This is a genomic window from Marinimicrobium agarilyticum DSM 16975, assembly GCF_000423345.1.
Taxonomy (GTDB): Bacteria; Pseudomonadota; Gammaproteobacteria; order Pseudomonadales; family Cellvibrionaceae; genus Marinimicrobium; species Marinimicrobium agarilyticum.
In genome coordinates this window covers 376,598-391,281 of sequence record NZ_KE384008.1, presented here as the reverse complement: position 1 = coordinate 391,281, position 14,684 = coordinate 376,598, and the positions used below count along the sequence as shown (strand labels likewise).

The 14,684-nt window shown below is 62.2% G+C and carries 11 protein-coding genes; all 11 read left to right on the top strand.

The features are described 5' to 3' along the window. Nucleotides 1-19: 19 nt before the first annotated feature. The 11 genes from G547_RS0117630 to G547_RS0117580 all read left to right on the top strand — a co-directional run bounded on the left by G547_RS0117630 (nt 20) and on the right by G547_RS0117580 (nt 14,663). Complete coding sequence (locus tag G547_RS0117630) at nt 20-979, top strand: AAA family ATPase (protein WP_027330962.1); 960 nt, start codon at nt 20-22, stop codon at nt 977-979. Further along, nucleotides 979-1,956, top strand: a complete 978-nt coding sequence (locus G547_RS0117625) for a DUF58 domain-containing protein (protein ID WP_245573505.1) — start codon at nt 979-981, stop codon at nt 1,954-1,956. The genes G547_RS0117630 and G547_RS0117625 overlap by 1 nt, the downstream gene beginning before the upstream one ends. Nucleotides 1,957-1,958: 2 nt before the next feature. After that, complete coding sequence (locus tag G547_RS22130) at nt 1,959-2,507, top strand: DUF4381 domain-containing protein (protein ID WP_051235693.1); 549 nt, start codon at nt 1,959-1,961, stop codon at nt 2,505-2,507. After that, entirely contained in the window at nt 2,500-3,495 is a 996-nt protein-coding gene (locus G547_RS0117615; protein WP_027330960.1) for a vWA domain-containing protein, read from the top strand. Before G547_RS22130 ends, G547_RS0117615 begins: the two co-directional genes overlap by 8 nt. Then, nucleotides 3,495-5,417: a VWA domain-containing protein gene (locus G547_RS0117610; RefSeq protein ID WP_027330959.1), complete on the top strand. Its 1,923-nt coding sequence runs from the start codon at nt 3,495-3,497 to the stop codon at nt 5,415-5,417. Before G547_RS0117615 ends, G547_RS0117610 begins: the two co-directional genes overlap by 1 nt. A gap of 327 nt (nt 5,418-5,744) precedes the next feature. Beyond that, the gene (locus G547_RS22865) at nt 5,745-7,442 is read left to right on the top strand and encodes a BatD family protein (RefSeq protein WP_211224587.1); all 1,698 of its coding nucleotides are present in this window, start codon (nt 5,745-5,747) and stop codon (nt 7,440-7,442) included. Nucleotides 7,443-7,458: 16 nt separating this feature from the next. Further along, nucleotides 7,459-7,746, top strand: coding sequence for a GIY-YIG nuclease family protein (locus G547_RS0117600; RefSeq protein ID WP_036189286.1), 288 nt, complete (start codon nt 7,459-7,461; stop codon nt 7,744-7,746). Further along, complete coding sequence (locus G547_RS0117595; protein ID WP_027330956.1) at nt 7,743-8,333, top strand: tRNA-uridine aminocarboxypropyltransferase; 591 nt, start codon at nt 7,743-7,745, stop codon at nt 8,331-8,333. The genes G547_RS0117600 and G547_RS0117595 overlap by 4 nt, the downstream gene beginning before the upstream one ends. Before the next feature lie 85 nt (nt 8,334-8,418). Next, complete coding sequence (locus G547_RS0117590; RefSeq protein WP_027330955.1) at nt 8,419-11,355, top strand: insulinase family protein; 2,937 nt, start codon at nt 8,419-8,421, stop codon at nt 11,353-11,355. A 93-nt stretch (nt 11,356-11,448) separates the two neighbouring features. After that, the gene (locus tag G547_RS0117585) at nt 11,449-12,300 is read left to right on the top strand and encodes a PP2C family protein-serine/threonine phosphatase (RefSeq protein ID WP_027330954.1); all 852 of its coding nucleotides are present in this window, start codon (nt 11,449-11,451) and stop codon (nt 12,298-12,300) included. Then, nucleotides 12,300-14,663 (top strand): bifunctional serine/threonine-protein kinase/formylglycine-generating enzyme family protein, encoded by a 2,364-nt coding sequence (locus G547_RS0117580; RefSeq protein ID WP_036189283.1) that lies wholly within the window; start codon nt 12,300-12,302, stop codon nt 14,661-14,663. The genes G547_RS0117585 and G547_RS0117580 overlap by 1 nt, the downstream gene beginning before the upstream one ends. Nucleotides 14,664-14,684 lie beyond the last annotated feature (21 nt).

The window sequence follows — 14,684 nt, the reverse complement described above, 5'->3', positions numbered from 1 at the left end:
CAACAATAAGTGGGGACTCATGCAGGCTTACGACGCGTTACACACCCTGAATCACTGGCTCAATCAACAAATTGTCGGTCAGGAGCATCTGGTTCAACGCATGCTGATTGCCCTTCTTGCCGACGGCCACCTCTTGGTGGAAGGGGCGCCGGGGTTGGCAAAAACCAAGGCCATCAAAACCCTGTCCGAGGCTGTTGAAGGCAATTTTCATCGCATTCAGTTCACTCCGGATTTGCTTCCCTCGGATGTGACCGGGACGGACATCTACCGCCCCGAGCAAAACCGGTTCGAATTTCAGCCCGGCCCGATCTTTCATAATCTGGTCTTAAGTGACGAAATCAACCGCGCGCCGGCAAAAGTCCAGTCGGCACTCCTGGAGGCCATGGCCGAACGACAAGTGAGCGTGGGCAGTACCACCTACCCCCTGCCGGCGTTGTTTATGGTAATGGCGACCCAGAACCCGATCGAGCAGGAAGGCACCTACCCCCTTCCCGAAGCCCAGCTTGACCGGTTCCTGATGCAGGTCCTGGTTGACTACCCGAACGTTGAGGCCGAACGCCGTATTCTCAAGTTGGCGCGGGCCGAGGCCGCCCACGCGGAGACACCCGCACCCGCTGAGGTGAGCCAAGAAGCGCTGTTTGAAGCGCGCCAGGCGGTACTGGCCATTCACATGGCCGAACCGGTGGAGGAGTACATTATCCAGTTGATCAATGCCAGCCGGCGCCCGGAAGAGTACGACGAGGAATTGGCCCAGTGGCTGGAGTACGGCGCCAGCCCCCGCGCCACCATCGCCCTGGACCGTTGCGCCCGGGCCCACGCCTGGCTCGAAGGCCGGGACTATGTCAGCCCGGACGACGTCCGCGGCATCGCCCACGATGTCTTGCGTCACCGTCTGATTCTGAGCTTCGAGGCGGAAGCGACGGGCGTCAGTCGGGAGAGAGCCATCGATCGACTGTTGGACGTGGTGCCGGTGGCCTGATGGCGATGCCTCAACGTCCGACCCGACACGCGAAGAGCCCCGGCAACCTGTCCCCCAGCGGCGCCTACTGCGAGCTGGCGGATCTGCTTCGATTGCGGTTTGTCGCCCGGGATCTGAAACTGTTCGCCCGCCGCCCGGCCCGCAGTCTGCTAACGGGTGGCGTTCGCACCCGCATGCGCGGGCGCGGCGTGGATTTTGAGGAAGTCAGGCTGTACCAACCCGGCGACGATGTGCGCACCATCGACTGGCGGGTTACGGCCCGCACTCAGGTGCCCCACACCAAAGTCTTTCGGGAGGAGCGCGAAAGACCGGTATTCGTCGTGGCGGATCAACGCGCCTCCATGTTTTTCGGCAGCCGCACCTGCTTCAAATCGGTGCTGACCACCCACATCGGCGCGACAATCGCCTGGGCCGCTCTCAACCAGAGCGATCGCATTGGCGGTCTGGTCTTCGGCGATCACGCGCAACGGGACATTCGGGCCCGGCGCAGCCAACACGCCGCTCTGGAGCTGTTGCACCAGATGCACGACTTCAATCGGGAGTTGGAATCACCCTTGCCGAGCCCGGGGGGCATCAGCCTGGAGACCATCCTCTCGGATACCCGACGCGTGTCCAAACCCGGCAGTGCCGTGTTTATCATCAGCGATTTTCACGACTTCAACCGCCGCTGCGAGCAGCAGCTGTTCGAACTGGCGCGACACACTGATGTCACGCTGATGCACGTCTACGACCCGCTCGAGCGGGAACTGGCGAGCAACCACAACCTGACCGTAAGCGACGGTCGCGATCGGTTACAGCTTCCCGCCCAGGACCGGTCTTTCCAGCGGGCCTACCGGGAAGACTTCGAGCAACACCTGGCGCGCCTGACCGAACGTTGCCAGCGTCTGTCGCTGCCGCTTCTGTCCTATGCCACTGACGACGATATTCATTCGCTGTTGCGTGAGCGCTTTGGCGCCCGCCGGCGTCCGCGAGGCTGACTGTGAATCCGCAAGACCCATTGGCACAACTGAAGGATATTCATCTACCCGAACCCGTCGGCTGGTGGCCGCTGGCCTGGGGCTGGTGGCTGCTGATTGCCCTGCTGCTGATCGCCCTCGGGCTGATTGTCTGGCGTTGGCGGGCACGCCGACGCCGGCAACGCTACCGCCAGGAGGCGTTGGCGGTGCTGCGCCATGCCTATCAGCGTTACCGCGACGAGGCCGACGACTCAGCCGCGGCGAGCCGCGTTTATCTGCAGACCGTCAGCGAGCTATTGCGCCGGACCGCCCTCAGTGCCCTACCGGCAAACCGTCACAGTGACGTCGCGACCTTGGGCGGTCAGCGCTGGCTCCGCTTCCTGGATGCCAGCGCACCGGTCGGCAACGGCTTCACCGAGGGCCCGGGAGCGGCGCTCGCCCAAGGCCCCTATCAACCCAACCCCGCTGTGGATGTGGCGAGCCTGGACGCTCTGGCGGCCCGATGGATCAAACGCCACTCGCTCAACCGCAAAACCCTTCCCCATTTGATGGCGGAGGTCGGCAATGCTTGAGTTCGATTGGCCCTGGTTGTTTTTCCTGCTGCCCCTGCCGTTGTTGGCGCTTTTTCTGCCGGAGGAGCCGAGCCGGGAAACCGCGCTGCGGGTCCCCTTCTTCGGCCGCCTGAGAAAGCTGGAGGAGCAGCGCACCGTCGGCACTGAACGTCGCTGGCTGACGGCCCTCGCCCTTTGGTTGATCTGGGGGGCCACCCTGACGGGCGCCAGCCACCCCCAATGGGTGGGTGAACCCATCGCCATGCCCAGTAGCGGGCGAGACCTGCTGCTGGCCGTGGACATCTCCGGCAGCATGGAAATTGAAGATATGCAGTATCAGGGGCAACCGATCAACCGCCTTCAGGCCGTCAAAGCGGTGGTGGGCGAGTTTGTGCGCGAACGCAAAAGCGATCGCCTGGGGCTGGTGCTGTTTGGCACCCGTGCCTACTTGCAGGCTCCACTGACCTACGACCGGCAGACGGTCTACACCCTGCTTCAGGAAGCCCAAATCGGCTTTGCCGGTGAGAAGACCGCCATCGGGGATGCCATTGGCCTGTCCGTGAAACGCCTGCGCAACCGCCCGGAGGCCAGCCGCGTCCTGATTCTGCTGACCGACGGCGCCAACAACGCCGGCGAGCTGACTCCGCAACGAGCCGCCTATCTGGCCGAGCAGAATGATGTCACCATCTACACCATCGGCTTCGGCGCGGAGAGAATGACCACCCAGACCATTTTTGGTCAGCGTCAGGTCAACCCTTCGCGGGATCTGGATGAAGAGACGCTGCGCGAAGTGGCCGCCCAGACCGGGGGTCGCTACTTCCGCGCGCGCAGTCTGGAGGAACTGCACCAGGTGCAGGAAACCCTGAACCGCCTGGAGCCTATTGAATTCGAAGAGGAAACCTATCGGCCCACCCAGAGCCTGACGCACTGGCCTTTGGCGTTCGCGTTTTTGCTGAGCGTTTTAATGGCCGGAGACCGTTGGTTGAGCAACCGGGGAGGTACTGCCTGATGGATGCCCTACTGAGCGCGTTGAACGACTTCCACTGGCTTAGGCCCCTCTGGCTGCTGGCACTGCTCCCCGCACTACTGCTGACATTATTGCTGTGGCGCCAGGGCCATCAGGCGCGTCAGTGGCGGCAGTTGATTGCACCGGAGTTACTGCGCCACCTGGTCGACTCCGGCAGTCGTCAGAAGCGTCACTCATATTTATGGGGGCTGCTTGTCGCCTGGCTCATCGGGGTATTCGCCCTGGCGGGCCCCACCTGGGAGAAGCGGCCCATGCCGGTACACCGGGCAGAAAATGCACTGATGATCATTCTGGATCTGTCGCCCTCGATGTTGGCGGAGGATCTGACGCCGTCTCGACTGGTACGCGCGCGCCTGAAAATTGCCGACGTATTGCGCGAGCGCAAAGAGGGTTTTACCGGCCTGATTGCTTACGCCGGGGATGCCCATGCCGTCTCCCCGCTTACCGACGACACCGCCACCATACGCAGCCTGCTGACCGCCCTGCACCCGAACATAATGCCTACCCCCGGCAGCCGACCCGAAGCGGCCATCGACATGGCCAAGCAGCTTTTTGAAGACGCCGGTATTACCGAAGGCCAGATTCTGCTGATCACCGATGGAGTGGTGGAAAAGGCGGTAAATTCGATGCTCGACCAATTGGAAGGCACGGATTTCAGGCTGTCCGTTCTGGGCGTTGGCACCGCCGAAGGGGCCCCCATACCCAACGAACGCGGCGGCTTTGTGCGCAATCGTCAGGGCGAAATCGTTGTCGCTCAACTGGAGCAAGACCGGTTAGAGCGGCTGGCCGGTCGCACCGGAGGACGATATGAACGCATTGATGCCAGTGCCGACGATGTGGAATGGTTATTGGAAACTCCCGCCTTTGTGAAAAGTGAAGAGCGTGAGCTGGAGCGGGAGTTTGATGTCTGGCAAGACCGGGGACATTGGTTGGCGCTGTTGTTATTGCCCATTGTCCTGTTCAGCTTCCGTCGCGGCCTTTTGGCCGTTGTGGTCGCACTGCCCCTTTTGGGTCTGCTTGCACCTCAGCCCGCCCAGGCGCAAGACTGGTTGGCGCCCTGGCTGACCCCCGACCAGCGTGGGGCCCGGGCACTGGCGCAAGAGCAGCCGAAAGAGGCGGCCGAGCGTTTCGAAAACCCGGAGTGGAAAGGCTCGGCGCTCTACCGCGCTGAGGACTATAAAGCCGCCGCTGAGGCATTTGCTCAGAGTGACAGCGCACGGGCGGACTACAATCGGGGGAATGCCATGGCCCGGGCCGGAGATCTGGAGGCTGCGCTTGAGGCTTATGAGTCCGCGCTGGAGAAGTCCCCGGATATGAGCGATGCCCAAGCCAATAAGGCGCTGGTGCAACGCTTGCTGGAGCAGAAACAGCAACAAAAACAGCAAAACCAACAGCAGCAGGATGGCGAAAAGCAAGGCGATCAGAGCGACCAGGAGCAGTCCCAGCAGGGTGAGGGCTCCGACAGTTCGCAAGGCCAGCAATCCCAGGACCCGTCGGATCAGCAGGGGCAGAAGAATCAGGGGCAAAACCAAGGCGGCGAGAGTCAGAGCAGTCGTTCCGGCGAAGAGGGCTCTGAAGGCCAGTCCGGTGAGCAACAGTCGTCTTCGGCGCAGGGTGAGAGCGGACAGCAGGCGTCTGAGGGGCAACAGCAGTCTTCCCGTTCGGCGGGCGCTCAAGGAGAGGCTCAGGATGGTCAGGAGGGGGATGCCCGGGCGCAGGGGGCTCGCCTTGAGGAGGGGGATGTGAGTGATGAGGAGCGTCAGTCGATGGAGCAGTGGTTGCGGCGTGTGCCGGATGATCCGGGTGGGTTGTTGCGGCGCAAGTTTGAGTATCAGAGTCAGCAGCGGCGGTTGGAGCGGTTGCGAGGGGAGACGGAAGGTGAAGGGACTGAAGAGCGTTGGTAGCGCCGTCGTCTTTTCATGGTCCGGCCGAGGCCGATACTTCCCTCGGCGCTCCGCCGCAAGAACATCAGAGCGAACATTTGGGTCCGGCTCACCGGCAGGTATCCCCTTCGGAGACCCGCCGTAAACCCATCCATGGGGGCTTCTCATCGGCATCCATGCCGCGGCTTTGGCTCCTGCGTCGCTCTAGCACCTACATCCATGTAGGCGTCAGAGAGTCTCCGAGGGATATACCTGGCGGCGAGCCTCAGTGCCACGCTGAAGGTCCGGTACTCCAGATAACGACATCACATTTAGATTTTGGATGGCAACTCGATTATGACGAGCACTTTGAAGAATCTGACACGTTTGTTTCTGTTGGCGCTGTTTCTGAGCAGTGGCGTAGCGCACGCTCAGGAGCTGGAGGCTGAGGTGGATCGGCGGACGGTGAGTATTAACGACACCTTGACGCTGACGGTGCGGCAAAGTGGACGAAATGTCTCCGGAGGGCCGGACTTTGAGTCGTTGCGGGAGAATTTCGATATTTTGGGGAATCAGCGCAGTCATCAGATGCGGATTGTGAATGGGGATATGCAGGGGCTGACGGAGTGGCGTTTGACCCTGGCGCCCAAGCGGACGGGGTTGCTGGTGATTCCCGGGTTGGAGTTGGACGGGATGGTGACCGAGCCAATTGAGGTGACGGTGCAGGAGCCGCAGCAATCGCCAGATGGATCGGGGCAGGATATTTTTATGGAAACGGAAGTCAACAAGGAGCGGGTGCATGTGCAGGAGCAGGTGTTGCTCACGGTCAAGTTGTATAGCCGGGTGAATCTGGACGGGGCGGAGCTTCAACCCCTGGAGCTGGGTGATGCGGTGGTCAAGGCGGTGAATGAGGAGAATTACATTACCGAGATTGACGGACGCAAACACATTGTTCTGGAAAGTACTTTCGCGCTTTTCCCCCAGAGCAGCGGCGAGCTGGTGATTCCGCCGGTGGTTTACGATCTGGCGGTGAGTCGTGGCCAGCGAGATTTTTGGGGGCGCAGTACGCGCCGCCGGGTTCGCTCTGAGGAGACGACGATTACCGTCGAGCCGATTCCTGACTCGTTTTCCGGGGACACCTGGCTGCCTGCGAAGAACGTTGAGCTTTCTCAGCACTGGAGCGCCGACCCGCAAACGTTGCGCCAGGGCGAACCGGTGACTCGTCGTATTACGCTGGAGGCCGAAGGGCTCACCGCCGCTCAGTTGCCCAGTCTGGTATTGGAGAACACCCCCGGCGTCACCTTCTATCCAGACCGCCCTCAGACTGAGGAGCAGATTGATCAGCAGGGTGTTCATGGGACCAGTACGCTGACGGTGGCGATGGTGCCCAATCAAAGCGGTCGTATTGATCTGCCCCCAGTGAGGCTCCAGTGGTGGGATACCGAGGAGGATACGTTGAAAACCGCCACGCTGCCCGCCACCACGATTCAGGTTACGGCCATCCCCGGGGCGGCACCCTCCCCCCAGGCGTCTGCCTCAAACCCACAGGAAGGCTCAGCCACTCAACCTGTCAGTGCACCGCCCCCGGCGCCCGCAGGCCCCGACTGGTTGACGTGGGTGTTTGCCGGCGCGGCGTTTGTGCTGCTGTGCCTTTGCAGCTGGTTTGCGTTGACCGTGTGGCAGCTCAAGCGCCAGTTGGCCGCGTGGGAAACCCTGGACCAGCAGGAGCGGGATCAGGCGCGGATCGCGCGCGGTCGAGCCTGGCAGTCGGTCAAACGGGCGGCGGCAGGCAACGACCTGCATGCATTGCGTCGCGCGTTACTGGACTGGGGAGCAGCCGTCTGGCCGGAGGTGCCTCCGCGCGGTCTCACCGATCTGGCCGAGCGGCTGGAGGACGATGTGGCCCGGGCTCGCATTCAGGAGCTGGACGCCCTGCTCTTCCGCGACACCGCGACTACGGATTTCGATGCCGATGCCCTGGTAAAGGCGCTGAATCAAAGCCGGGCCGGTCATCGGCAAAAGCGTCGACCGGACGCAGGGCTACAACCCCTTTACCGCGATCAATAATGGGCCGGAGTCGTTGATGGCCGACCCTTGGCAGGTTTATATCATTCTGGGGGATGACGGTCGGTTCTATACCGGCATCACCACCGATATCGAACGCCGGTGGCGCGAGCACACCCAAGGGCCCAGGGGCGCCCGTTATTTTCGCGGACGGCGCCCGGAGCAACTGTGTTACCTGGAGTCCCACCCGGACCGGAGCAGCGCCAGCCGGCGAGAGTACGCCATCAAACAACTGAGCCGTCGGGCGAAGGAGCAGTTGATTGCCACCGCACCGGCCCCCAAAACACCGGACGAGACCACGCCATGAGTCGTGCCCTCTGCCCCCGTTGCCAACGGCCGGTGAGAGCCTGTCTGTGCCAGTGGATTCGACCCACCCCGAACGAAGCGGCGCTGCTCATTCTGCAACACCCCTCCGAGGTCTCACAGGCCAAAAACAGCGCGGGCCTGTTGTCCCTGAGTCTCGCCCGGTGCGAAACCCACGTGGGGGAACAGTGGCCGGAGCACGAGCTGCAGGCCCTGCTCGACCCGAACCGGCAACCGCTACTGCTGTACCCCGACACCGACGATCTGCCCGCTCCCGGGCTCGACACTGAATCGGCGACGGCCCCCAGGCAATGGCAGTTGATTGTGTTGGATGGCACCTGGCGCAAAAGCCGGAAGATGCTCTACCTGAATCCGTTACTCCAGAGGCTGCCCCGACTGGCGCTGACCGATACCCCCGCCTCGCGCTATCGGATTCGCCGGGCCCGCAAGCCGGGGCAACTTTCCACGCTGGAAGCGAGCTGTTACGCTCTGGCGCACCTGGAGGGCGGGCGCGTAGCGTATAGTGCCTTGCTGGAGGCCTTTGACGGCTTTAACGAGCAGCATCTGGCGTTCCGGCCGAGCCAGCCGTGAGCCCCCTCACCAAACAGCGACACAATGCAAGACCACTGAAATTCGCGAAACCGAAACGAACAACGAAACAGGTACTGAGATTTCTATGAGCGACCAAAGCCATCCCGCCTTCGAGCATTTGCGCAACCAGACCATTGACGCCCTGAACCTGCGGGTAGAAGAGTATCGCCATAAGAAAACCGGCGCCCAACACATTCATCTGGCCAGCGACAACCCGGAAAATGTGTTCCTGGTGGCGCTGCGTACCGTGCCCGAAGACTCCCGTGGGGTGGCCCATATACTGGAGCACACCGCACTGTGCGGCAGCGAAAAGTACCCGGTGCGCGACCCGTTTTTCATGATGATCCGGCGTTCTCTCAACACCTTCATGAACGCCTTCACCAGCCCGGACTGGACCGCCTACCCTTTCGCCAGCCAGAACCGCAAGGACTTCGACAACCTGCTGGACGTTTACCTCGATGCGGTGTTCTTCTCAAAGCTCGATGAGCTGGACTTCGCCCAGGAAGGTCACCGCCTGGAGTTCAAGGAACCGGACAACCCCCAATCGCCCCTGACCTACAAGGGGGTGGTGTTCAATGAAATGAAAGGGGCCATGAGTTCGGTTCCGGCGCAACTGTGGCAGTCCCTGTGCCGGTACCTTTACCCGACCACGACCTACCACCACAACAGCGGTGGGGACCCGGAGCATATTCCGGATCTCACCTACGAGCAGCTTCTGGATTTCTATCGGACGCACTACCATCCGAGCAACGCCATCTTCATGACCTACGGCGACATCCCCGCGGTTGAGCACCAACGCACCTTTGAAGAAAAGGCCCTGCACCGCTTCGAGCGACTGGATGAAGTGATCGCCGTGGGCGAAGAGAAGCGCTACCACGCGCCCATTCGGGTGGAAGAAGCCTACGCCCTGGAAGAAGGGGAAGACCCGAGCCACAAAACCCACGTGGTCATGGGCTGGCTGCTGGGCAACATCACCGACCTGGACCAGACCCTGGAAACCCAGTTGCTGACCTCCGTGCTGCTGGACAACAGCGCCTCCCCCCTGCTGCACGCCCTTGAAACCTCCGAACTCGGTCAAGCCCCCTCGCCCCTGTGCGGGATGGACGATTCCCAGTACGAGCTGGCTTTTGGCTGCGGCCTGGAAGGCTGTCAGTTGGAGAGTGTTCCCGCCGTCGAAAAACTGATTCTGGACACCCTTCAGAAAGTAGCCGACGAAGGCGTCCCGCAGGAACTTCTGGACAGCGCCTTGCACCAGTTGGAGCTGCAGCAACGCGAAGTCGGTGGTGACGGTTTCCCCTACGGCCTGCAACTGATCATGAATTGCCTGCCCGCCGCCACGCACCGGGCCGACCCCATCGCCCTGCTCGATCTGGACACCGCTCTGGTCAAACTTCGCGAAAAGGTCAAGGATCCGGACTTCATCCCACGCCTGGTGCGGCAGTGGCTGCTGGAGAACCCCCACCGCCTGCGCCTGACCCTGCGCCCCGACAGTCTGTTCAGCAAACACGCCCAGGAGGCCGAACAACAGCGCCTGAGAACCATTGAAAGCCAACTGACCGACGACGATCGCCAACGCATTGTCGAGCGGGCCAAAGCCCTCCAGGAACGCCAAGAAGCGAAGGACGACGACAGCATTTTACCCAAAGTGGGGCTGGATGATATTCCCAAGACCATGAGCTATGTCGAAGGCAGCCGCGAACCGCTCGATGATCGCAACCCCGCCAGCGCGCCCCTGCGCCGCTACGGTGCCGGCACCAACGGCCTGGTGTACCAGCAGATCACATGCAAGTTGCCCGCTCTCGATGAAGAGGAACAGCCTCTGCTGCCGCTGTACTGCAACGCTCTCACCGAGGTCGGCATCGACGGGCGGGATTATCTCGAAGCCCAGCGCTGGCAGGCCAGCGCCGTTGGGGGAATCACCGCATCGGCCACGGTGCGGGGCGCGACCGATGACGTACAGAACATCGATGCCTACTTCTCTCTGGGCAGCAAGGCGCTCAACCGTAACACCGGCGCCATGAACGAGCTGCTGCGCGCGACCTTGACCGAACCCCGCTTTGACGAACTCAACCGCCTGAAGGAGTTGGTCTCCCAGATGCGGGCGCGGCGAGAACAGAGCATTACCGGCAGTGGCCACAGCCTGGCCATGCTCGCGGCCGGCGCCGGCATGGCGCCCTCGGCCCGGTTGACCCACAGACTCGGCGGGCTGGAGGGCATTGCTCACCTCAAACGGTTGGACCAAGAGCTGAAAGATCCCGAGGCCCTCAAAGCCTACGCCGCACGCCTGGGCAACCTGCACGCGCGTATTCAGGCGGCACCGCGAGAGTTTCTTTTGGTGGGCGAGCCCCACGAGCTGGACCCACTGCGCGAGACGCTTCAGCACCACTGGCCCGCCGAGCCGGCCGGGCCCGACTTTCAGGCCTTCGGGCTGGCCGCCGTCCAGGAAACCGTGCGCGAGGGCTGGCTCACCAACACCCAGGTCAACTTCTGTGCCCAGGCCTATCCCACCGTACCCTCGGAGCACCCGGATGCGGCCGCACTGACCGTCCTTGCCGGCTTCCTGCGCAACGGTTATCTGCACCGGACCATTCGCGAACAGGGCGGCGCCTATGGCGGCGGTGCCAGTCAGGAAAACAACATTGCGGCGTTTCGGTTCTTCTCCTACCGGGACCCACGCCTGGCCGACACTCTCAAAGACTTCGAGGCCGCCGTGGACTGGCTGCTCTCCAGCGAGCACGAGTGGCAGCCATTGGAGGAAGCCATTCTGGGCGTGATGAGCAGCCTGGACAAACCGGCCTCGCCGGCTGGCGAAGCGCGTCAGACCTACCAGGCCGAGCTGTTCGGGCGCACCCGGAAAAAGCGCGAAACCTTCCGCAACCGGGTTTTGGGCGTCACACTTGCGGATATCCAGCGGGTGGCCAATGATTACCTGAGACCGGAACGCGCCAGCACCGCCGTGGTCAGCCATAGTGGTGAACGCAAGGTGCTGGAGTCTCTGGGTCTGGACATCAGGGAGTTGTAATCCGACACCCGGGCCGAGACCCAGTATGTAGTTTTCGGCGGCAAAGTGTTTTAGCATTCCCGGGCACCCGACGACAGGCACAACGGATTTACTATGCCCTATTCCACCCTGGCTTACAGCGCGGCGACCAATGCGGGACATAAGCGCGAAAACAACGAGGACACTTTCCTCAGTCTGCCCGAACGCGGACTGTGGCTGGTGGCCGATGGCATGGGTGGCCACGACGCCGGGGAGGTGGCCAGTGCCATTGTTCGCGACACCCTGTTGGATGAACGTAACAAGAACCTGACCCAGGCCATTCAATCCTCTCACCGGGCGGTACTGGAAGCCGCCGCCCGGGGCAAGGGCGCCCCCGGCATGGGCTCCACCATCGTGGCCCTGCACAGCGAGGGAGACGAATACGAAGTCGCCTGGGTCGGGGACAGCCGCGCCTACCTGTGGACCCACACCGACGACGGCGGCCGACTGGAACGGCTGACCACCGATCACTCCTACGTACAGATGCTGCTCGCCTCCGGTGCCATCGGCGAGGACGAAGTGGAGCGGCATCCGGACAAGAACATCATTACCCAGTGTCTCGGCTCCCACGAACTGCAGAACGTCAAAGTGGATTCGGTGCGCGGCCAGTGGCAGCGGGACCAATGGATTCTGTTGTGCAGCGACGGTTTGACCGATGAGTTGGACGATGAAGACCTGGCGCGACTGCTCTACCGCAGTCGCCACCCCCGCGCCGCGGTGAACAAGTTGATGCGCGCGGCGCTGGACGCCGGCGGGCGGGACAACATCACCCTTCAGTTGGTCCAGTCGCCCCTGAACAGACGCTCCCGCTGGACCACACTCTGGCAATGGGTGCCTCATATCACCGGCAAGCGGGGTCCGGACCTCACCCTGTACGGCGCCGCCCTGCTCTCTCTGGCACTCGTGCTCTACTGGGTGGCCCGCTGATGCATATTCCCGGCTACCGGATCATTCGCAAAATCAACCAGGGAGGCATGTCGAGCGTCTATCTGGCGATTCAGTTGAGTGTCGGACGCGAAGTTGCCCTGAAGGTGATGTCGCCGGCGCTCAACGGCGACCCGGTGTTCAGCGAACGTTTCCAGCGCGAGGCCAATATCGTCGGGCAGCTGTCTCACCCGAACATCGTCTCCATCTACGACATCGGTCGCTACAAGAACCTGAACTACATCGCCATGGACTACCTCTCCGGCGGGTCCATTCACGAGAAAATGGCCACGGGCCTGAGCACTCAGGAAGTGCTGCGAATCACCCGGGAAATCGCCGGCGCTCTGGATCATGCGCATGAGAAAGGTTACATCCACCGGGACATCAAACCGGAAAACATTCTGTTTCGGGAGGACAACTCAGCGGTTCTGTCTGACTTCGGCGTAGCCAAAACGGTCAGCAGCGCCTCGCGCATGACCAACGCCGGAACCGTCGTAGGCACGCCCCACTACATGAGCCCCGAGCAGACGCGAGGCAAACCCGTGGACGGGCGGGCAGACATCTACAGCCTTGGGGTGGTGTTCTTTGAAATGCTCACCGGACAGGTGCCCTACCAGGCGGACGAAGCCGTCGCCATTGCCATCAAGCATCTGACCGCCCCCATCCCCAAACTGCCGCCCCAGTACCAGGCTTACCAGAAAATCCTGAACCATCTGCTCGCCAAGGAGCCGGACAACCGTTTTCAACGCGGCCGGGACCTGATAACGGCCATCGACAACCTCGAGGGTCCCGCCGGGTTACCCCAGACCTACATCACCAGCGCCCATTCCACCCGGGTGCAGCTGCTGTCTCTGGTTCGTGCCCTGCTGTCCACCAGCATCGGTGCGCTACAGGAGCAACTGAGAAGCTATGGGAACGCTGTCTTCTCCCTGCGCTGGACTCCACGGCGGGGGTTGTACCGCCACCCGAGAATTCGGGTCACGGAAATCAAGGGCCCTATGCCCAAAGCCCGGGAACACACCACCGTGGTGTCCACCCAAGTGCAGCAGGCCGCGCATTACCACTCCTTCAGCCGGGGTCGGCTGATCTCCCGGGCGCTGACATTGGGGTTGATGGTATTGATCATCTGGGGCGCGTTCAGCCTGGCACTGAGTCAATGGGAGCTGCCCGGCGAACGGTTCCTGCCCGCCCCGGTCGCGGACACAGCCATGGCCACCGCCAATTTGCTGGTTCCGTCCGTCGCTCAACCTTCCCGCCCCGCGCCGTCGAGCCGGGCAAGCGCGGTGCCCACCACGCCACTGGTGCTTAAGCTGGAGCCGACGACGGAGACCGAAAATACACAGCTCCCGATGACCTCTGTCGGGCTGCCCACTGACGAGCCCAGCACCGAGACACCCACGGCCGCGCCACCGCGCTACGAACTCCGGGTCGAACCCGTGCCTGAGAACGCCCGCGTGCGTATCCTCAATATTGTGGAGCGGTACTACCCGGGTATTCCGCTATTACCGGGCCGCTACCACATTGAAACCAGTTACGATGGCTACGACACGGAGACCCAATGGATTGAAATAGAAGACGAGGCCGTTAAGCTCGACGTGCGTCTTCGCAAAACACCGGTGGCCGGCGCGAATTTTTTTAACGAGCTGAGCAGCGGCGGCCAGGGTCCTGAAATGATCATCGTGCCCGCCGGGCGCTACACCATGGGCAGCAAACTGGACAGTCGCAGCATGCCGGAACGCTCCATCCGCATTCCCACCGCCTTTGCAATCAGCCGATTCGAAATCACCTTCGCGGATTTTACCAAATTCGTCGAAGCCACCGGGCACGCTCTGCCCGATGACAATAACTGGGGGCGGGACAACCGGCCGGTGATCAACGTCAGTTGGAACGAAGCGCAGGCCTACGTGCAATGGCTGAGCGACGTCACCGGAAAGCGCTACCGCTTACCGAGCGAGTCCGAATGGGAGTACGCCGCGCGTGCCGGGACGCAAACCACTTTCTGGTGGGGTGAGGCCGGCACGGACGCGGAAGGATTAGCCAACTGCCGTCGTGGCTGCAACAGCGAATACGCCGGTCTGTTTTTCAGTAAAAGCGCCCCTGTCGGCTCCTATCCCGCGAACGCTTTCGGGTTGCACGACACCGCGGGCAACGTCGCCGAGTGGACCCAGGACTGCTACCGCAACCACCTGTTGGAGATACCTCTGGACGGCGATCCACTGGTAGCCGAGAACTGTCCCGAGCGAAGCGTCAGGGGTGGCTCACTGGCCGACTCGGTCGGCGACATCGCCTCTCATCACCGCACCGGTCAACCTGCGGAATACCGTGACGGCACCGTTGGATTCCGGGTGGTCGTGGAACTGTACTAGAGGCCGAACCCAAAACCCGAC